Annotated in this window: 14 protein-coding genes; 6 read left to right on the forward strand and 8 right to left on the reverse strand. The window is 71.3% G+C overall.

All coding sequences use genetic code 11. From position 1 onward, the window contains the following. The first annotated feature begins 94 nt into the window (after positions 1 to 94). Together ACN28A_RS26255 and ACN28A_RS26260 are read left to right on the forward strand one after the other, a co-directional pair. On the forward strand, positions 95 to 1,420 hold the full coding sequence (locus ACN28A_RS26255; RefSeq protein WP_421399181.1) for a TIR-like protein FxsC: 1,326 nt from the start codon (positions 95 to 97) through the stop codon (positions 1,418 to 1,420). Positions 1,421 to 1,431: 11 nt separating this feature from the next. Next, positions 1,432 to 3,669: a KGGVGR-motif variant AAA ATPase gene (locus ACN28A_RS26260; protein ID WP_421399183.1), complete on the forward strand. Its 2,238-nt coding sequence runs from the start codon at positions 1,432 to 1,434 to the stop codon at positions 3,667 to 3,669. 51 nt (positions 3,670 to 3,720) lie between these two features. Here ACN28A_RS26260 and ACN28A_RS26265 read toward each other — a convergent pair whose 3' ends face one another. The 3 genes from ACN28A_RS26265 to ACN28A_RS26275 form a co-directional block, all read right to left on the reverse strand. Continuing rightward, positions 3,721 to 4,365, reverse strand: a complete 645-nt coding sequence (locus ACN28A_RS26265) for a hypothetical protein (protein ID WP_421399185.1) — start codon at positions 4,363 to 4,365, stop codon at positions 3,721 to 3,723. A 115-nt stretch (positions 4,366 to 4,480) separates the two neighbouring features. After that, positions 4,481 to 5,584, reverse strand: coding sequence for a hypothetical protein (locus tag ACN28A_RS26270; protein ID WP_421399187.1), 1,104 nt, complete (start codon positions 5,582 to 5,584; stop codon positions 4,481 to 4,483). 108 nt (positions 5,585 to 5,692) lie between these two features. Beyond that, positions 5,693 to 5,914 carry a hypothetical protein gene (locus tag ACN28A_RS26275; RefSeq protein WP_421399189.1) on the reverse strand — a complete coding sequence of 74 codons (222 nt, stop codon included), beginning with the start codon at positions 5,912 to 5,914 and terminating at the stop codon, positions 5,693 to 5,695. Positions 5,915 to 6,103: 189 nt separating this feature from the next. On the opposite strand from ACN28A_RS26275, the gene ACN28A_RS26280 reads away from it, so the two are divergent. The 3 genes from ACN28A_RS26280 to ACN28A_RS26290 all read left to right on the forward strand — a co-directional run bounded on the left by ACN28A_RS26280 (position 6,104) and on the right by ACN28A_RS26290 (position 12,284). After that, positions 6,104 to 7,345, forward strand: coding sequence for an alanine racemase (locus tag ACN28A_RS26280; protein WP_421399191.1), 1,242 nt, complete (start codon positions 6,104 to 6,106; stop codon positions 7,343 to 7,345). Positions 7,346 to 7,762: 417 nt separating this feature from the next. Next, positions 7,763 to 8,869: a sugar phosphate isomerase/epimerase family protein gene (locus ACN28A_RS26285; RefSeq protein WP_421399194.1), complete on the forward strand. Its 1,107-nt coding sequence runs from the start codon at positions 7,763 to 7,765 to the stop codon at positions 8,867 to 8,869. Positions 8,870 to 8,954: 85 nt separating this feature from the next. Then, positions 8,955 to 12,284: a ThuA domain-containing protein gene (locus ACN28A_RS26290; RefSeq protein ID WP_421399197.1), complete on the forward strand. Its 3,330-nt coding sequence runs from the start codon at positions 8,955 to 8,957 to the stop codon at positions 12,282 to 12,284. Positions 12,285 to 12,338: 54 nt separating this feature from the next. On the opposite strand, the gene ACN28A_RS26295 is transcribed toward ACN28A_RS26290, so the two are convergent. The 4 genes from ACN28A_RS26295 to ACN28A_RS26310 all read right to left on the reverse strand — a co-directional run bounded on the left by ACN28A_RS26295 (position 12,339) and on the right by ACN28A_RS26310 (position 16,287). Further along, positions 12,339 to 13,982, reverse strand: a complete 1,644-nt coding sequence (locus tag ACN28A_RS26295) for a tripartite tricarboxylate transporter permease (RefSeq protein WP_421399200.1) — start codon at positions 13,980 to 13,982, stop codon at positions 12,339 to 12,341. Further along, positions 13,983 to 14,471 (reverse strand): tripartite tricarboxylate transporter TctB family protein, encoded by a 489-nt coding sequence (locus ACN28A_RS26300; protein WP_421399201.1) that lies wholly within the window; start codon positions 14,469 to 14,471, stop codon positions 13,983 to 13,985. Between the two features lie 122 nt (positions 14,472 to 14,593). After that, on the reverse strand, positions 14,594 to 15,616 hold the full coding sequence (locus ACN28A_RS26305; protein ID WP_421399204.1) for a tripartite tricarboxylate transporter substrate binding protein: 1,023 nt from the start codon (positions 15,614 to 15,616) through the stop codon (positions 14,594 to 14,596). A 365-nt stretch (positions 15,617 to 15,981) separates the two neighbouring features. Then, entirely contained in the window at positions 15,982 to 16,287 is a 306-nt protein-coding gene (locus ACN28A_RS26310; RefSeq protein WP_421399207.1) for a hypothetical protein, read from the reverse strand. Between the two features lie 147 nt (positions 16,288 to 16,434). On the opposite strand from ACN28A_RS26310, the gene ACN28A_RS26315 reads away from it, so the two are divergent. Further along, positions 16,435 to 17,748 (forward strand): endo-1,4-beta-xylanase, encoded by a 1,314-nt coding sequence (locus ACN28A_RS26315; RefSeq protein WP_421399209.1) that lies wholly within the window; start codon positions 16,435 to 16,437, stop codon positions 17,746 to 17,748. Positions 17,749 to 17,840: 92 nt separating this feature from the next. Here the strand turns inward: ACN28A_RS26315 and ACN28A_RS26320 are convergent, their stop codons facing one another. Beyond that, complete coding sequence (locus tag ACN28A_RS26320) at positions 17,841 to 19,346, reverse strand: family 43 glycosylhydrolase (protein WP_421399212.1); 1,506 nt, start codon at positions 19,344 to 19,346, stop codon at positions 17,841 to 17,843. Between the last annotated feature and the right edge of the window lie 87 nt (positions 19,347 to 19,433).

Consider the following 19,433-nt stretch of genomic DNA (forward strand, 5'->3'; position numbering starts at 1 on the left):
GGACCGGACTCCGGGCCGGACGTGCCACCGTGGCGCGTCCGGCCCGGATCCGTGCCGGGTCGATATACTCGCTGCCTGCCGCGCGGTGTCGCGGATGGGAGGGCGTGTGCTGGTCTTCTTCTTGAGCTACGCCCGCAGCGACGACGACCCCTATGTCGAGCGGTTCTTCCTGGACCTCTCCGACGAACTCCGGCTGCTCCTCGGACTGCCGCGTGACGAGACGGTCGGATTCGTCGACACACGCGGCATCCAACTCGGCGCACCCTGGTCGCCGCAGTTGACGGGTGCGCTCGCCGAGGCCCAGACCTTCGTGGCCCTGCTCTCCCCGCGTTATCTCCGCAGCGAGGTATGCGGCAGGGAGTGGCAGATCTTCACCGACCGGATGGTCGAGCACCAGCGCCACCACGGCGCGCCGCCGGGGGCGCTTTTCCCGATCCTGTGGCTGCCACCCCGGGTGGTGCCGCCGGCGGTCGCCCAGTACCAGTACTTCGAGGCGAGGCTGCCCGAGGCGTACGTCCGGGACGGGCTGCGCCAGCTCATGCGGCTCTCCCGCAACCAGGACGGCTACCGCGAGTTCCTCTACTTCCTCGCCAAGCGGATCGCCGAGGTGTCGACCGGCAAACCGCTGCCCCGTGGGCCGCACCGGGTCGACTTCCACCAGGTGCCGAGCGCGTTCCACGACGGGCCACCGGGAGGGGACGTCGAACCGCCGCCCCCGGTGCTCGGCGCCAGGGTGCCGGGCACGGTGCTCGGCGCCGAGGCCGGGCCGCCGCAGGGTCGGGGCCTACTGGGCAGGCGAAGGGGACCGGCAGACGTCGGTCCGGTCAGGTTCGTCGTCGTGGCCCCGGACCGGGAGCAGGCGGCGTCGCTCCGGCAGCGCCTCGGCGGGTACGGGTCGTCCGCACTGGACTGGGCGCCGTACGGGCCGGAGACGACCGAGCCGATCGGCAGGATCGCCCAGAGTGTTGCCGTGCGTCGCCGGTTCGAACCACTGCTGGACAGAATCGAACCCGGCGACGACCACGTCGGAGAGGTCTCCGAGCAGCGGCCGGAGAGCGCGATAACCGTGCTGGTCGTCGACCCGTGGGCCACCCGGGTCCCGGCGTGCCGGCAGGTCCTGGTCAGCTTCGCCGACCGGGCGGACGACCCCGGCCAGGTGTTGGCCGTCCTGGTCCCACGCAGCCACCAGGACCCGGAGACCCAGGCGCACGCCCGCGAGCTCTCCGACTCGCTGCGCAGCATCTTCGCCCGGCAACTGGTGCTCGGCGACGACGTGCTGTTCCGGCCCAGCATCCTCAGCCGGCCGGCCTTCGAAGCCGACCTGGAGGTGGTGCTGGAGGTGGCCCGGAACCGGGTGCTCGGCGTGGACCAGGAATTCCGGTACGCCGGTGGCCAGCGACCGATCGTCGAAGGCCCCTGAGGCCGGCGACGATGGCCGAGTCGAGTTCCCGACCCAGTGAGCCGACTGGGGTACCGCCGCAGATCATCACCTTCTACTCCTACAAGGGCGGTACCGGGCGGTCCATGGCGGTGGCGAACACCGCCTGGGTGTTGGCCGGCAACGGGCTGCGGGTGCTGGCCGTCGACTGGGACCTGGAGGCGCCGGGCCTGCACCGGTACTTCCACCCGTTCCTGCTGGACAAGAAACTGCGCCACTCGCGCGGCGTCATCGACATGATCACACTCTTCGCCGGTTCGTCGGCGACAGCACCGGCGGGGTCGTCGACGGCCGGCGTGTCGGTGGTCGATCCGGCGGTGCAGCACCGGATCAGCGAACACGCGCACGTCCTGGACTACGCGGTCTCGCTCGACTGGGCGTTCCCCGGCGACGGAGGCATCGACTTCCTGCCGGCCGGGGTGCAGGACGGCAGCTACTCGCAGACGATCAGCACCTTCGACTGGGACGACTTCTACACCCGCAAGGGCGGCGGGGCGTTCCTGTCGGCGCTGCGCCGCGACATGCTGGACAACTACGACGTGGTGCTGATCGACAGCCGTACCGGACTCAGCGACACCGCCGGAATCTGCACCGTGCTGATGCCCGACGTGCTGGTCAACTGCTTCGCGATGAACGCCCAGAGCATCGAGGGCGCGGTGCTGGTGGCCCGGTACGTCGCCAACCACCGCGGTCCGCACCCCGTCCGGATCGTGCCGGTGCCGATGCGGGTGGAGCGGAGTACGGCCGCGAAGGTGGCGGTCAGCCGGGCGTACGCCCGGTTGCTGCTGGGGCCGTTCATGCAGGAGTTGCCGCCGGACGAACTCGGCAGGTACTGGGAGACGGTCGAAATCCCGTACGTCCCTGACTACGCGCACGAGGAGATCCTGGCCCCGTTCGGCGACCCGCCGGACCAGCCGGACTCGCTGCTGGCCGCGTACGAGCGGTTGACCGGGGTACTGACCGACGGCCGGGTCAGCGGGCTGCCGGCGATGGACGAGGAGGCGCGGCTGCGCTGGTTGCGCGAGTTCGAGCGTCCCACCCCGGCCGAGTCGCCCACCCTGCTGCTCTGCCACGCGGTCGCCGACCAGGTGTGGGGGGAGTGGGTGGCGGCGCAGTTGCGCGATGCCGGACTGGACGTGGTGCGGCTGCCGGTCGACCCGCTCTTCCGGGACTTCGACGGGATGCGCGCCATGCTGGCCGGGGTCGGTCGGGTCGTCCCGCTGCTCTCGGTCGCCTTCCTGGCCTGCCCGGCAGCCGGGCAGTTGTGGCAGGCGGCCGACGCGGCCGAGGAGGCCGGCTCGCGGTTCCTGCTGCCGGTGCGGATCGACGGCGTGGTGCTCGCCCCGCCGTTCGACGGGCGCGCACCGGTCGAGTTGACCATCGACTCGGCGGAGCAGGCGCGGGCGCTGCTGCTCACCTCGGTCGGCCCGCTGTCGAGCACGGTCCCGGCGGCGCCCACCGACCCCGACACTCCCGCCGACTCCGGTCGGCCGGGGGCCTCAGGTGAGACCGGGGACCCGGTGCGGGCAGCGGCTACGACCCGGGCGGACGGACCGCGCTATCCGCTTCGCCAGCCGGCGATCTTCGAGGCGCCACCCCGGAATCCACACTTCGTCGGCAGGCAGGCCGCGCTCGACGCGCTCCGGGCCGGCCTGGTGCACGGCGGCTCGACGGTGCCGCAAGTGCTGACCGGTGCCGAGGAGCTGGGTAAGACCGAGGTGGCGCTGGAGTACGTGCACCGGTTCGGCCCCGACTACGACGTGGTCTGGTGGATTGCCGCCGGGCAGCCGTACGGGATCGCGGCATCGCTGGCGCTGCTCGCCGAGCGACTCGGCGTGACGACGCCCATGCGTGCCGACCCGAACGAGCGGGTGAAAGCGGCGATCGACGCGCTGCGGAATGGCGAGCCGTACTCCCGGTGGCTGCTGGTGCTGGACCGGGCCGGCGACCGGGCCGGGACCGAGCCCTACCTGCCGGCGGGACCGGGGCACGTGCTGGTCACCACCCGGAGCACGACCTGGACCGGAGGGTCGGTCGTCGAGATCGGCAGCTTCACCGAGCAGGAGAGCCTCTACTACCTGCGGAGCCGACTCTCCGGGCTCGGTGCCGAGGACGCGGCGCGGATCGCGGCGCCGCTGGAGAACAGCCCCGCCCGGCTCGCCGGGCTCGCCGACTGGCTGCGGGACAGCGGCGTCGGCGTCGAGGCGTACCTCCGGTTGCACGGCGTCTGACCGACGCAGGGTGGGTCAAGCCGCCCGGGACTCGCCGCCGGAGCCGCCTGGTCAGCCATCCCGGGACTCGCCGCCGAACTCGATCCGGGGCAGCCGTTCGTCCTCCGGGTGGGCCGACCCGACGCCGGTCACGGCGGTCCGGTGGATGTCCCGGACCAGTTCGAGCACCTCGGTAATCATGTCGTCGGCGCCCCGGGGCGCCACCTCGGGAGCGGTGCCGGCGTCGAGGATCTGCCGTAGGCCGTCGTGGTAGCTCTGCCAGGCGTTGCCGAACGTCTCGCCGAGCAGGTTGTCCGGGATCGGCCGCGAGCAGCTCCGGTTCAGCGAGTCGAGCAGCCGGCGCATCTCGGCCCGGTCGTCCGCCCGGGTGAGCTGGAAGCGGGCGAGCGGTCCCTGTAACTCCGTCGCCGCGAGGTCAAGCAGCAGGGGACGGACCGCCGACTGTCCCACCGACTTGGCCAGGGCGCCGGCCTCGAAGTTCAGCCAGGCCGAATTCATGTTGCGGCGGCTCACGCAGATGATCCCCTGGTGGCCGCCGAGTTTCTCGGTGAGCACCCGGTCCCACAACTCACCCTTCGAGATGTCCTCCGAGGAGACCCAGGGGGCGAGTTCGTTGATCACCTGTGGCAACCACCTGCGCAGCAGCAGCGCCAACTGATGGGCCTCCGGGCCGGACCAGCTCAGAAAGACCTCCACCCCACCTCCCGGATGGCGAGTTCGACGCGGAGCGTCCGGGCTGGCCTCAATCAACCAGCCCGGACGCCCGCTCGCAACCGGACGTACCGCCGGGAAGGTCCGGCGGTCGGTCGCCCTACCGCTGCCGGATCAGCCCGGTGGTGTTGTCCCATCCGGTCGCCGCGACGAGCCGTCCGCCGCTGACCATCGTGGCCGGCACGTTGAAGCCGTAACGCTGCTGCGCGGCCCGGCCGCCGGGCTTCCGGTCGAACGCCTGGCAACCGACCATCGAGGTGGCGGCGCCGTCGACGACGTAGAACCCGTCCGCGGTGTCGGCGGTGCCCTGGACGTCGTACATCGCGGCGGTGTCGGCGACACAACCCACGAAGGTGTTCCGGTCCCACTCGACGTACCAGCCGTGCAGTCTGGTGTCCTGGGCCTCACACCCGACGAACTTGTTCCGGTTCGCCCGGACGTGCCAGCCGTAGCCCCTCGTGTACCACGATTTGCACACCTGGAAGAAATTGTTGGCGGCGTTGGCGCCGACGTAGAAGCCGGCGTTCGCCCCGGTGGAGTCGCGGGTGGTCGCCTCGCAGGCGTGCCACCAGTTGTCCGGCGCGTCGATCATGAAGCCGTACTGGCCGGCGCCGCGCACCCGGAGCCGGCTGGAGACCGTGGCCTGGGTGTCCGTGCCCCGGTAGGCGACACCGTCCCGGACCGGGTTGTAGATCCACATGTTGTCCAGCCGGCACATGGAGTCCGGCTCGCCCTTGTAGTTGCCGTCGGTGCCGACGATGTGCACGTCGATCCCGGTGCTGGCCCGCTGCTGGCAGTCCAGGACGAGGTCTCCGACGTAGACGCCGTCGGTGGCCCGGCCCTGGCCGATCTCGATCATGGCGGTCATCGTCGACGAGGCGACGATCTCGGTGAGCCGGCCCACGCCACGGAGCATGCAGCCCCGGGTCGGCACGATCGGCGCGGCGATTGTGTACCTGCCGGCGCCGAGCTGGATGGCCGTGGCGCCGGCGTTTATCGCCGCCTGGATGGAGCCGCCGGGCGCGACGTACTCCCACGGCCCGACGGCGGCGGCCGACGCTGGCGCCGGGTCCACCGCCGCGGCGCCGGTGACGCCCACCAGACCGGCCATGGCGAGACCGCCGCCACGGATCATCGAGCGGCGGGAACTCGTGGTGGGTGCCGGAGTCGGCGACGAGCCGGGCACGGTTCGAGGTATCGACAAGAGGTTCTGCCTTTCCACTGGTACGGAAGTTGACGGTTGGTCAGCATGCAGGGGAGCGGCGCAGCAGCCGGCCGGCGTGCCCTGGGCGCCGCCGGCCGGCTGTGCCGCCTACTTGTCGTCGGCGAGCGCGACAAGCGCGCTGGCGGTCCGGAAGTACTGGCTGCGGCCGAGGTCGCCGATGGTCTTGATGCCCAGCGCCTCCTTCAGGTGGGTCGCGGCGCGCTCGCTGACCCCGGCCAGGGCGGCGACCGGGGCGTCGACGAGTTCGGCGACGCTCTTGTCCTGGTAGTCCTTGTCGACCAGCTTGGCGAGGTCGGCGGTAACCGGCACGGATGCTCCAATCAGACGATCGGCCCGGCACGGCGCCGGACCCGGCCAGCATTGTTCCAGATTGGATGATCAAGTCGCAGACCCGATCTTGGACCGTGCGGTGCGGGCGGATGAGCCGGCGTACCCGACCTCGGTAGGCTGGGCAGCCGACAGTGAGCCACGTCCGGAGCGGTACGGGGGAGCGAGCCGGTGCACCACCACCTCGACGGAGCCGCGCTCGACTGGCGGGCCAAGGGGTTCTGGCAGCCCGACGGGCCGGTCCCGGACGCGGCGTTCGCGGCCGCCGGACACTCCCTCTTCGGCGGGGCCGTCAGCTGGCCGGTGCTGGCCGTCCGGCGCTCCGCCGTCGCGCACAACGTCGGCACGATGGCCGACTTCTGTGCCCGGCACGGCTTTTTGTTCGCCCCGCACGGCAAGACCACGATGGCCCCCTCGCTGCTCGGCGCCCAGCTCTCCGCCGGTGCCTGGGCGATCACGATGGCCACCGCCAACCAGGTGCTCGTCGCCCGCGCCCTCGGCGTGCCCCGGGTGCTGCTCGCCAACGAGCTGCTCGACCCGGCGCCGCTGCGCTGGCTGGCCCGCGAGGCCGACCGGGGCTTCGAGGCGTACTTCTTCGTCGACTCGGTCGCCGGCGTCGCTGCGGCCGAGGCGGCACTGGCCGAGGAGCCGGCCGGCGTCCCGCTGCGGGTACTCGTCGAACTCGGCTTCCCCGGTGGCCGGGCCGGCTGCCGCAGCGTCGAGCAGGTGGTCGAGGTCGCCGAGGCGGTCGCCGCCGCCACCCGGGTACGCCTGCACGGTGTCGCCGGCTACGAGGGCGGGTTGCCGGACGGCGCGGCGGTCTCGGCGTACCTGCGGCGGCTCCGGGCGGCGGCGACCGAGCTGGCCCGGCGTGGGCTGGTCGGCCCGGAGGTGCTGGTCAGTGCGGGTGGCAGTGCCTGGTTCGACCTGGTGGCCGAGGTGCTCGGCGGCGACTGGCTGCCCGGGTACGACCTGCGGGTGGTGCTGCGCAGCGGCGCCTACGTCACGCACGACCACGGCTTCTACGCCGAGCACACGCCGTTCCGGCGGATCGCCGGCCAGGGCTTTCTCGACCCGGCCCTGGAACTCTGGGCGCAGGTCACCTCCACTCCGGAGCCGGGGCTGGCGATCGTCGGGATGGGCAAGCGGGACGCCCCGTACGACGAGGGCCTGCCGGTGCCGCTGCTGGTCCGGCGGCGTGGCGGCGAGCTGCGGCCCGGCCGCGGGCTGGCGGTCAGCCGGCTAAACGACCACCACGGCTATCTGGCGGTGCCGCCCGGCGTCGAGCTGGACCCGGGCGACCTGGTCTGCTTCGGCATCTCCCACCCGTGCAGCGCCTTCGACAGGTGGCGGGTACTCCCGGTGGTCGACGACGGGCACGTCGTGGTCGATCTGCTGCGCACCTACTTCTGAGAACCCGGCTCCGAGCGCTCTGCTCGCCGTCGAAGCGGAGACGGCCGGTTCGACCACACTCGACAGTTACTTTCCGCCACAAGCAACGAACTTTTGTAGACAGCGACCAAAGTTGCCGAGCTCTGCTCTTTTCTTCTCGCCGCGCAGCCTCTAGCGTGTGTCTATTCGTAACAGAGACGACCAGCGATCGTCATAATCCCGCCCCGGGCGGCCACCCGGAGCGGGAACGAGGCAGGTGTCCGGCCCCGCCACGGCCGCGACGCAGATCCCCGCGCGCCACGCGTGGCACGTGAGCGCGCCCCATCGTCGACCACTTCACGCGGCACCCGGCGAGCTGTCCGGGTTGCGCACCGAGGACCTGTTGAATCGATCCAAGCATGGGTGGTGGAGGTATCGCCGCCCGGGAAGGTGCAGGAAATGGGGAAGACGCAGGGCGAACCGATGGACCCGGCGCAGCGACGCCGGCTCACCCGACGCGGCATCCTGGCCGCCTCGGCCGGCGCGGCCGCCGCACTGAGCGCGGTCGGCGCCAACGTGCTCGGCACCGACGCCCCCGCGGTCGCGCACGGACAGCTCCGGGCCGAACCGCTGATCCCGCCCCGCCGCCGGGGCATCATCCTCTACAGCGTCCGGGACCGGATCTCCGCCGCCCCGGACGACAGCGGCGTGCCGTACGGCTTCGAGCGGGTGCTCGCCCGGATCGCCGAACTCGGCTACCAGGAGGTGGAGTTCGCCGGATACAACCAGAGCACCGAGATCCTGGGCCGACAGATCACCCCGGCCGAGATCCGCAAGATCCTGGACGACAACGGGCTGGTCGCCAACGGCACGCACACCTCGATCAACCCGGCCACCTTCGAGCAGCAGATGGATATCGCCGAGACCCTCGGCATGCAGAACATCGGCACCGGCAGCGACCCGACGAACTCGGCGTACCCCGCCGACTGGGACGCGGCGGCGGACGTGTGGAACGAACTCGGCCGGCAGGCCCGGCGGCGCGGACTGCGGCTCTACACGCACAACCACGACGCCGCGTACTCGTTCCTGCTCGACTCCGGCCCGCTGGACGCGAGCGGCCGGCCGACCCGCTCCTCCGGCACCCGCCGGCTGGAGTACTTCTTCCGGAAGACCGACCCCCGGTACGTCTTCTTCGAACTCGACATCTACTGGGCCTACGTGGCCCGCTTCAAGCACCAGAAGTACGTCGACCGGTGGGGGCGGGAGAAGACGGACCTGTTCGACCCGATCCTCAACGTCGTCGGGCAGAGCAAGCGGTTCCCGCTCTTCCACGCCAAGGACGGCAACCGGAACAGCGCGCTCGCCAACGGCTACGAGATGGTCCCGCTCGGCGAGGGCGACATCAACTTCCAGCAGTTCTTCCAGACCATCGGCGACCCGGAGTTCCGGCACGCGAACTGGGAGCAGGACACCGCGCCCGGCGGCGCGGCCAACCCCGGCCAGTCGCTCGACTTCGCGGCGCTCAGCTACACCAACATGTCGGAGCTGACCATCTACCGGCGGTGACCTTCCGGGTGGGGTGCGGCGGCGCGCGCCCCACCCACCTTCCGTGACCAGGACCGTGTGTGCCCGTGTGCCCAACGGAGGAACCATGCAGAGAACCATGCGCCGCTGGCTTACCGTGCTGGCGGCGACCGCGACGATCGCCCCGCTGACGCTCCAGGCACCGGCCGCGGCCGTGCCGGACCCGGGACCGGGCATCGGCGCCGTTCCCGCCGAGACCCTGGTGGCCCGGGAGAACGGCCCGGCCACGCTCCGCTCCGACGTCCGGGCACCGCGCGACTACCAGGTGCTCGTCTTCACCAAGACCGCCGGGGTCCGGCGGGCGTCCATCTCCGACGGTGTCCGGACGATCCGCGAGCTGGGCAGGGAGCACGGGTTCGGGGTCACCGTCAGCCAGGACGCGGCGGCGTTCACCGAGCAGAACCTCGGGAAGTACCGTGCGGTGGTCTTCCTCAACACCACCGGTGACATCCTGAACGCCGCCCAGGAGGCCGCGTTCGAGTCCTACGTGAAGGCCGGCGGCGGCTACGCCGGGGTGCACGCGGCGGCCGAGACCGAGCCGGACTGGGCGTTCTACCAGAGCCTGCTCGGGGCGAAGGCCACCGACGCCTCCCCGGTCGAACCCGGCAACGTCGAGGTGGCCGACCGCGCGCACCCGTCCACCGAGACCGTGCCGCGCACGCTGACCCTGACCGAGGAGTGGTACAACTTCTCCGCGAACGTCCGGGGCGTCTCGCACGTGCTCGCCACCGCCGACGAGCGCAGCTTCGCCGGCGGCGGCATGGGCTTCGACCACCCGGTCGCCTGGTGCAAGGACTACCAGGGCGGTCGCTCCTGGTACACCGGACTCGGCCACTCCATCGAAACCTACCGGTCGAAGCCGTTCACCCGGCACCTGCTCGGCGGCATCCAGTGGGCGGCCGGGGTGGTCGAGGGCGACTGCGGGGCCACGATCATCGGCAACTACGAGAAGGTGACCCTCAACGACGAGCCCGGCGAGCCGATGTCGCTGGCCGTACTCCCGGACGGCCGGGTGCTGCACAACACCCGGGGCGGCCAGGTGCGACTCTACGACCCGGCCAGCGGCGCCAGCCCGGTGATCAACACGATCCCGGTCTACAGCCACGACGAGGACGGGTTGCAGACCGTCGCGATCGACCCGGACTTCGCCAGCAACAGGTGGGTCTACCTCTACTACGCGCCGCCGCTGAACACGCCGGTCGACAACCCGGCCACGCCCGGCGTCAACGAGGGCGACGCGCCGGCCACCAGCACCGACCCGACGGTCTGGGACAAGTTCAGGGGCTACAACCAGCTCTCCCGGGTCAAGTTCGTCGACGGCGAGAACCCGCACCTGGACATGAGCACGGAGCAGCAGATCCTGCGGGTGGACGTGGACCGGGGCATCTGTTGCCACGTCGCCGGCAAGGTGAAGTTCGACGGCCGGGGCAACCTCTATCTGATCACCGGTGACGACACCAACGCCGGCGGCTCGGACGGCTTCGCCCCGATCAACGAGTCACCGACCCAGGGACCGGGCTACGACGCCCAGCGCTCCTCCGGCAACACCAACGACCTGCGCGGCAAGCTGCTGCGGATCAGGGTACGGCCGAACGGGACGTACACGATCCCGAACGGGAACCTCTTCCCGGAGGCGCAGGACCACGACGACAAGACCCGACCCGAGATCTTCCTGATGGGGCTGCGCAACCCGTTCCGGTTCGACGTGGACGCCGCCGGCCGGGTCTACGTCGGCGACTACTCCCCGGACAGCCGCACCGCCAACCCGGCACGCGGGCCGGAGGGGACCGGACGCTGGTTCACCACCAACAAAGCCGGCAACTACGGCTGGCCGTACTGCTACTCGCCGGACCTGCCGTACGTCGACTACGACTTCGCCACCCGCACCTCGGGGCAGCCGTTCAACTGCGGCGCCCCGGTGAACGACTCGCCCCGGAACACCGGCCGGACGGTGCTGCCGCCCGTGCAGGACCCGCAGTTCCGGTACACCTACGAGGCGCGTACCCCGTGCCCCGGGGCGTACCTGGAGACGCCGCCGACGACCTGCGACTTCAGGTGGCCGGTGATCGGGACCGGCGGGGTCGGCCCGCACGGCGGACCCATCTACTCCTACGACCCGGAGTCGACCTCGGAGACGAAGTTCCCGGAGTACTACCACGACGCCGTGGCGTTCGGCGAGTTCACCCGGGACAAGATCTTCATGATGCGCACCGACGGCCGGGGCAACCTGGTCGGCGTCGAGCAACTGCTCCCCGGCTTCGTCTTCGACAACCCGATGGAGTTGGAGTTCGGCCCGGACGGCAGCCTCTACCTGCTGGAGTACGGCGACGGCTTCTTCACCGCCAACCCGGACGCCCAGCTCTCGGTGATCCGTTACGTGAAGGGCAAGCGGTCGCCGGTGGCGGTGCTGAACGCCAGCCCCACCTCCGGGCAGGCCCCGCTGACCGTCGACTTCTCGGCCGTCGGCTCGTACGACCCGGACCCGGGCGAGTCCATCTCGTACGCCTGGGACTTCACCAGCGACGGTACGGTCGACTCGGCCGACCCGAGCACGTCGCACACGTACACCGCGAACGGGACGTACACGGCGCGGCTCACGGTCACCGACTCCAGCGGCAAGACGGGGGTGCTGACCCGGACGATCACGGTCGGCAACACCGCCCCGACGGTGACGGTGACCAGCCCGATCGCGGGTTCCTTCTTCGACTGGGGTGACCCGGTCCCGTACACGGTGACGGTCACCGACCCGGAGGACGGCACCGTCGACTGCTCCCGGGTGACCGTGAGCTTCGTACTCGGACACGACACCCACGGCCACGAGCACGGCTCGACCACCGGCTGCACCGGGATCCTCCAGTCCCCGGCCGACGGCGCCGACCATGCCGGCGGCTATCTGTACGGCGGCATCAGCGCCTCCTACACCGACCTCGGCGGCGGCGGCCAGCCGGCGCTGACCACGGTGGGGCAGGTCGTCATCCAGGTGCCCCGGCAGCAGGCCGAGTTCGCCCAGGTGAAGCAGAACGTGACGATCGCCAACACCAGCGACACCGGTGGGGGCCAGCACGTCAACGGGATCGACGCGGGTGACGCGATCGCGTTCGACCCGATCAACCTGGGTGACGCGAGTGCGGTCACCTTCCGCTACTCCGGCGGCTCGGCCGCCACCGCCGGTACGCCCCGGGCCACCGTCGAGCTGCGGCTCGACTCGCCGACCGGTCCGCTGGCCGGCACCGCCACGCTGAACGCCACGGCCGGCAACAACGCCTGGTCGAGCCAGACCCTGCCGGTGGAGCAGCCGGCCGGCGGGCACCGGCTCTACCTGGTCTTCCAACCGGTCACCGGTGGCCCGACCACCGGCCTGGTGAACCTGAACTGGGTGGAGTTCACACCGAGGTAGATGAGCGTCCGCGGTGGCCCGGCCGGCGCAGTCCGGGCCACCGCGGGCACCGGCTCACGGCGATCTGCCATCGGTCGCCCCGTTGTCCTCTGCCGGCGTCCGCTGTTCTGGTGCCAGCACGTCCTCGGTCGCCGTGTCCCGGGCCGGCTCTGCGGTCGCCGTGTCCCGGGCCGGCTCTGCGGTCGCCGTGTCCCGGGCGGGCTTTCCCGTCGCCGGGCGGCGTCGCCGGAGCAGCCGGACGCCGACCGGTACGAGCAGGACCAGCACGCCGACCGCGAAGAGGGTGCCGGAGATCGGCCGGGTCAGGAAGCCGGTCGGATCGCCGTCGAAGATCCGCATCGACTGCCGGAACGCCGTCTCCAGCAGGCTGCCCAGCACGAACGCCAGCACCAGCGGCCCGGGCTCGAAGCCGGTCTTCTTCATCAGGTACCCGACGACCCCGAAGAAGATCACCAGCAGCATGTCGAAGGTGCTGTTGTTGACGGTGTAGACCCCCAGCATCGTCACGGTCACCACGATCGGGGCCAGGATGCTGTCCCGGACCGAGACCAGCCGGACAAATACGCCGACCAGCGGGACGCTGAGGATCAGCAGGAAGACGTTGCCGACGTACATCGAGTCGACGACGCCCCAGAAGACCTCCGGGTTCTCGTCGATCAGGCGGGGGCCGGGCGGGATGCCCTGGAGCAGCAGCGCGCCGAAGATCAGCGCCATCACCGGGTTGGTCGGAATGCCGAGCGTCAGCAGCGGGATGAACGAGGAGGTCGCCGCCGCGTTGTTCGCGGTCTCCGGGCCGGCGACACCCTCGATCGCACCCCGGCCGAACCGTTCCGGCGTCCGGCTGCGGCGCTTCTCCAGGGCGTACGCGGCCATCGACGACAGCACCCCGCCGCCGCCGGGAAGCAGGCCGATGAAGAAGCCGACCACCGAGCCGCGCCCGATCGCTCCCCGGGACTGCCGCCAGTCCTGCCGGGACGGCCAGGCGTTGCTGACCCGGGGCTTCGGCAGCCGGTTCCGGGCCCGGTGTTCGAGCAGGTAGAGGATCTCGCCGAGCCCGAAGAGCCCCATCGCCAGGGCGACGAAGTCGACGCCGTCGGCCAGGTTGATGTTGCCGAAGGTGAACCGGAGCGAGGCGAACAGCGGATCCGGCCCGGCCGCGGCGAGCAGCAGCCCGAGCCCGGCCGCGACCAGGCTCTTCGCCGTCGAGACCGTCCCGAGGGTGGCGACCAGCAGGATCCCCATCGCGGCCAGTACGGCGTTCTCCGGCGGTCCGAAGCCGAGCGAGAAGCGGGCCAGCAGCGGGGCCACCAGGGTCAGCCCGACGATGCTCACGGTGCCGCCGATGAAGGACCCGATCGCGGCGATGCCGAGCGCCGATCCGGCCCGCCCCTGCCGGGCCATCTGGTAGCCGTCGATCGTGGTGATGACCGTGGCCGCCTCGCCGGGCAGCCGCAGCAGCACCGAGGTGATGGTGCCGCCGTACATGGCGCCGTAGTAGATGCCGGCGAGCATGATGATCGCCGACTCGGCCGGTATCTCGTAGGTGATCGGCAGCAGCAGGGCGATCGTGGCGACCGGCCCGAGTCCGGGCAGTACCCCGATGACCATGCCGATCACCACGCCGGCCAGCACGTAGAGCAGGTTCGCCGGGGTGAAGACCACCTCGAAGCCGGCCAGCACGGGGTCGAGGAAGTCCACTCAGAAGACCAATCTCGGGAGCTTCACGTCCAGTAGCACGACGAACAGGAGGTAGAGCGCGGCCGTGGTGGCGCTGCTGACCACGGCGGTGACCAGCCAGGACTCCCGGCCGAGCAGCCTGAGCCAGCAGGCCATCACCAGCAGGGTGGAGATCTCGAAGCCGATCCGGCCGATCAGCAGCACGTAACCGACCAGGCTGACCACCCCGACGACGATCCCGAGCCCGCTCCGGCCGAACCGTTCGACCGTCCCCGCCTTCCGCTCGAAGAGCAGTGACCATCCTCCGGCGCCGAGCAGCAGCAGGCTGGCCAGCGCCGGCCACAGTCCGGGCCCGGCCTCGGCTGGGGTGCCGAGGGTGAGCGTGACCGAGTACCCGAGCGCGACCAGGCCCAGCGCGACCGGCAGCACGCCCGCGACGAGCTGGCCGAGCGGCCCGGCCGGCGGTATGTCGTCGCCAGGCAGCCCCGGCTCGCCCTCCACCGGTATCACCAGCCCGCCCTCGGACGCCGGCCCTGACCCGCCGGGTAGCGCCGGGCCCGATCCGCAGGGTGCCGCCGGGCCCGGCTCGGCCCGGCCGTCGGGTGGGGAGGCCGAGCCGGGGTCGCTCCGGCTCACTTCGGTGCCAGCCCGAACCGGTCGATAAGCGCCTTGTACCGGTCGAAGTCACCCCTGATCTTGTTCGTCACCTCAGCGCCGTCGACCTCGAAACGGTCGATGAAGTTCTTCTTCAGGAAGTCGTCGTACTCTGGTGCCTTGACCGCCTCCCGGAACGCCTCCTGTAGCGCGGTCACCGCACCGTCGGGCATCGACTTCGGTCCGGCGATGAACCGGGCCTGGTCGACGGTCAGGTCGAAGCCCTTCTCCAGGGCGGTCGGCAGGTCGGGCAGCGAGGGGCTGCGCCGCTGGCTGAACACCCCGAGCCAGCGCAGCTCACCGGACTGCACCAGCCGCATCGACTCGGCCGGCTGGGAGGCACCGATGTCCACCTGCTTGCCGAGCACCGCCGTGACCGCCGGACCGCCACCACCGAACGGTACGTCGGTGGCGTCGAGCCCGGCGAGCTTGTAGAAGGCGGTCTGTGCGAAGTACGCCCCGGTGCCCACCCCGGAATGGCCGTACGTGATCCGCCGCCCGCTCCCCTTCAGGGCGATGACGTCGTCGATGGTCCTGAACGGGGAGTCCCGGTGTGCGACCAGCACGATGTTCTCGACGGTCAGTCCGATCACCACCCGCAGCTCGTCCAGCGAGACGGTGGCAGCGCCCTTGCCGAGTTGCGGGGTGAGGGTGAACAGCGAGCTGGGCGGAAAACCGATCTTGTAGCCGTCGGCCTCGGCCGAGGCGACCTCCCTGGTGCCGACGGCGGCGGCGGCGCCGTCCCGGTTGATGATCGCCATGGACCGGCCGAGCGGCTTCTCGATCGCCTTCCCGAGGGTCCGGGCGATCAGATCGGTGCTGCCACCCGGGGCGAACGGCACGATCAGCTCGACCGAGCGCTCCGGGTAACTGGAGCCGTCGTCGTCGCCGCCGTTCCCGGTCTGCACGCTGCAACCGGCGAGGAAGGCTCCGGCGCCGAGCCCCGCGCCCAGACGCAGCACCGCCCGTCGGTCCATGGCGTGTCGGTTCGATCCGGTCACTGGGTCCTCCCCGTTGGCTCAGGTTGGAGATCTGGCTGGCGTGGGGAATTCCTCGACCGGGGCCGCGGATGCTGGTCTTCGAAGAGTGTCACCTTGATACATGCCCATCTATGGATTGTCAATCAAATGGGTGGCAGCCGTACGAAGGGGACGGAACCGTCACCGGCCTTCGAATCATCGCAGCAGCTCCGGGCGGCATCGCCTCGCCGCGCGGGTGTGGCTTCCGGCGGTCAGGCGATCCGGGCGACGGCTCGGTCCGGCGGCCCGGTCCGGCGGCTCGGGCGCGGTGCCAGGTGCCGGGTCGCGGCGGTCGCCTCGACTCCGTCGGTCCGGGGGCGGGCCGGGATGGACGACCGGGATGTCCTTCAGGTGTGGGTCCCGGGTGGCGGTGCGGGTGCCTCCGGCTCCTGGTCCGTCGTGCCGTCCAACCCGGAGCGTCCGCCCGTCGGCGGCGTCAGGTAGCGGCGCACGATCTCCCCGGCCAGCGTGACCGCAGCGGTGCCGGCCATCACGGCCAGGGCCGACTGATCCAGCACGGCGGCGCAGATCGAGAGGCTGATCAGCAGCAACTCCGTCCCGAGCAGCAGGATGGCGACCGCCGCCGACGGCCCGTGCGGCCCGGTCGGGCGCCGCGTCCGCGTTCCGGTCAGCTGCTTGCCCCGCATCGACATCAAGCAATTCTGCCGGCCGGCGACTTCGTGGCGCAAGTGCAGATGCACGTGCATTTGCACATGCGGACAGATCGCGCACTGATCGTATGCCGGCGCCGGGGCGTACGGTTGGCCGACCGCAGTGCCCCCACCGATGGAGGATCTTCGATGTCGTCCGACTCCCTGATCCGGCAGCACCGGACCGCGACCGCCACCCTCACCCTGACCAGTGGAGGTGCTCCGCTCAGCGGTCAGGAGGTGGTGGTCGCGCAGCGCGACCACGCCTTCCTCTTCGGCTGCACCGGCCTCGACTCCGTCCCGCACGCCGCCGGCGAGCCGGAGGACGCCGTCGCACAGGTCGCCCCGGAGGCCGTCGCCCCGGAGGCTCTCGCGTCGGAGTCCGGATCGGAGGCGGCGGCCGGCAGTGCCGCCGCCCGGTCGGAACGGATGGCCGAGCTCTGGCTCGACCTGTTCAACTTCGCCACCCTGCCGTTCTACTGGGGCTGGTTCGAGCCCGAGCGCGGCCGGCCGGACACCCGGCGCCTCCGGGCGGCGGCACGCTGGTTCACCGACCGGGGCTGCCTGGTCAAGGGCCATCCGCTGGCCTGGCACACCGAGAGCGCACAGTGGTTGACCGGGCTCTCCAACGCGGAGATCACCGAGGCTCAGCTGGACCGGATCCGCCGGGAGGTGACCGACTTCGCCGGGCTGATCGACACCTGGGACGTGGTCAACGAGGTCGTGATCATGCCGATCTTCGACAGGTACGACAACGGTCTGACCCGGATCTGCCGGGAGCTGGGACGCATCCCGCTGGTCCGGATGGTCTTCGACGCGGCACGCGAGGCGAACCCCCGGGCCACCCTGCTGCTCAACGACTTCGACATGTCCGCCGCCTACGAGTGCCTGATCGAGGGGGTGCTGGAGGCGGGGATCCGGATCGACGCACTCGGCCTGCAGAGCCACATGCACCAGGGCTACTGGGGTGAGGAGAAGACGCTCGGCATCATCGACCGGTTCGCCCGGTACGGCCTGCCGATCCACTTCACCGAGACGACCCTGCTCTCCGGCCACCTCATGCCGGCGGACATCGTGGACCTGAACGACTACCAGATCCCGGAGTGGCCGAGCACCCCGGAGGGGGAGGAGCGGCAGGCCGACGAGGTGGTCCGGCACTACAGGACCCTGCTGTCGCATCCGTCGGTGCGGGCCAGCACCTACTGGGGCATGGTGGACGGCGGCTGGCTCGGCGCGCCGGGCGGCTTCGTCCGGGCCGACGGCACGCCGAAACCGTCCTACCACGCCCTGCGCGCGCTGGTCCGGGACGAGTGGTGGTTCGCCCCGACGCCCCTCGGCACCGACGAGCGGGGCCGGGTCGGGTTCACCGGCTTCCTCGGCGAGTACGAGGTGTCGGCCGGCGGGCGTACCGCGACGTTCCGGCTCGACCAGCCGGGCGCGGCGACGCTCAGCGTCGAGCTGTGAGGAGGGGCCCCGCGCTGTCGCCGAACGCCACGAGGTACGCGGGGCCCTTCCTCACCGGTGTCGCGCTGCTTCTGCGGAGGCGGTGGAGCTGCTCAGTACAGGAACGGCCAGCCGGCCGAGTCGTAGCCGAGCCGGTTGATGCCGAGCAGCGCCGTGCCGTTGTCGGCGTAGTAGTGGTAGACGAGGAAGTCGCCGTCCCCGTCGGTGAGCACCGTCTGGTGGCCCGGCCCGTGCACGCTGCCGTGGCCGGCGAGCACCTGGGTGCCGCCGCCGGAGGTGAGCGCGGTGCCGTTCCGGTCGACGAACGGCCCGGTCACGCTTGTCGAGCGGCCGACCATCACCCGGTAGGTGCTGGCGGCGCCCTGGCAGCAGCGGTCGAAGGAGACGTACAGGTAGTAGTAGCCGCCCCGCCTGACCAGGGTCGGCGCCTCGATCGCGCCGCCGCCCCGGCCGGCGATGCTCCGGATCGTGCCGTCCGCGCGCTTGCCGGTGGCCGGATCCAGGGCGACCATCTTCAGCCCGGACCAGAACGACCCGAACGCCAGCCACCAGCGGCCCTGGTCGTCCACGACCAGGTTCGGGTCGATCGCGTTGAAGTCGTCCGAGGTACCCGACTCGATCACCAACCCCCGGTCGGTCCAGCTGCCCGAGTTGCCGGTCGAGCTGGTGGCCAGGAAGATCGCCGACCGGTTCGAGCCGAAGGTGGAGGCGGAGTAGTAGAGGTAGTACTGGTTGTTCCGGTACGAGATGTCCGGCGCCCAGAGGTTGCGGCTGCCACCGGTGTAGCCGGTGGTCCACGGGGCGCCGTTCGGGAAGACCGACCCGGCGTTGCGGAACGCCACCCGGTCCGTCGAGGTCTTCAACGCGACGTTGTCTCCGGTGTGCGCGACCAGGTAGTCCCCGCCGGGGCGGCGGAGCACGGTCGGGTCGTGCACCCCGACGTCCCCGGTCACCCGCATCGGCGCCGGATATCCGGCCGGGGGAGTGCCCGGACCGCCGGTGGGGGTCGGACCCGGGGTGCCGCCCGGGCCGACCCGGACCAGCTGCCACTGCTGGTTGGCGCCGCCGGAGTCGGCGTACTGGCTGATCCGGCCGCCGTCGGCGGTGGACCACTCCCAGACGTCCAGGGCCTTGTTGCTGTTCCGGTTGATCAGCCGGACGTGCCCGCCGTCCGAGTCGGCGAGCCGGAACTGCTGGTTGGCGCTGTTCCGGTCGGCCCACTGGACCACCTCCGCGCCGTCGGCCGTGGAGGAGTCCCGGATGTCGAGGACCTTGCCGCTGTGCCGGGAGCGCAGCCGGTGGTAACCGGATCCTGAGTCGACGAACTGCCACTGCTGCCAGGCGCCGTCGTTGCGGGCCCACTGCACGATCCGGCCACCGTCGGCGGTGGACCGTTCGTAGACGTCCAGGGCCTTGCCGCTGTGCCGGGACACCAGGACGTACCAGGCGTTCGGGTCGACGGTCGCGGCCGAGGCCGACCGGACCGGTAGGGCGACGGCGGCGCCGACGAGCGTGGCGGCGACCGCGAGCACTGTGGTGGAACGGGCGAGCCGGGTCCGGCTCGGTGCCGTCGGGGGCGGGGAAGCGGGGGCTTCCATGGGGTGTCCTTCCGTCGGTCCGTCCGGTGGACGGTTCCGGGCCGCGGGTGCCGTGGGACGACGGTCCTGCGGCTGACCGGGGGTGCG

The organism is Plantactinospora sp. WMMB782, assembly GCF_049179135.1.
In the GTDB taxonomy this organism is placed as follows: Bacteria; Actinomycetota; Actinomycetes; order Mycobacteriales; family Micromonosporaceae; genus Plantactinospora.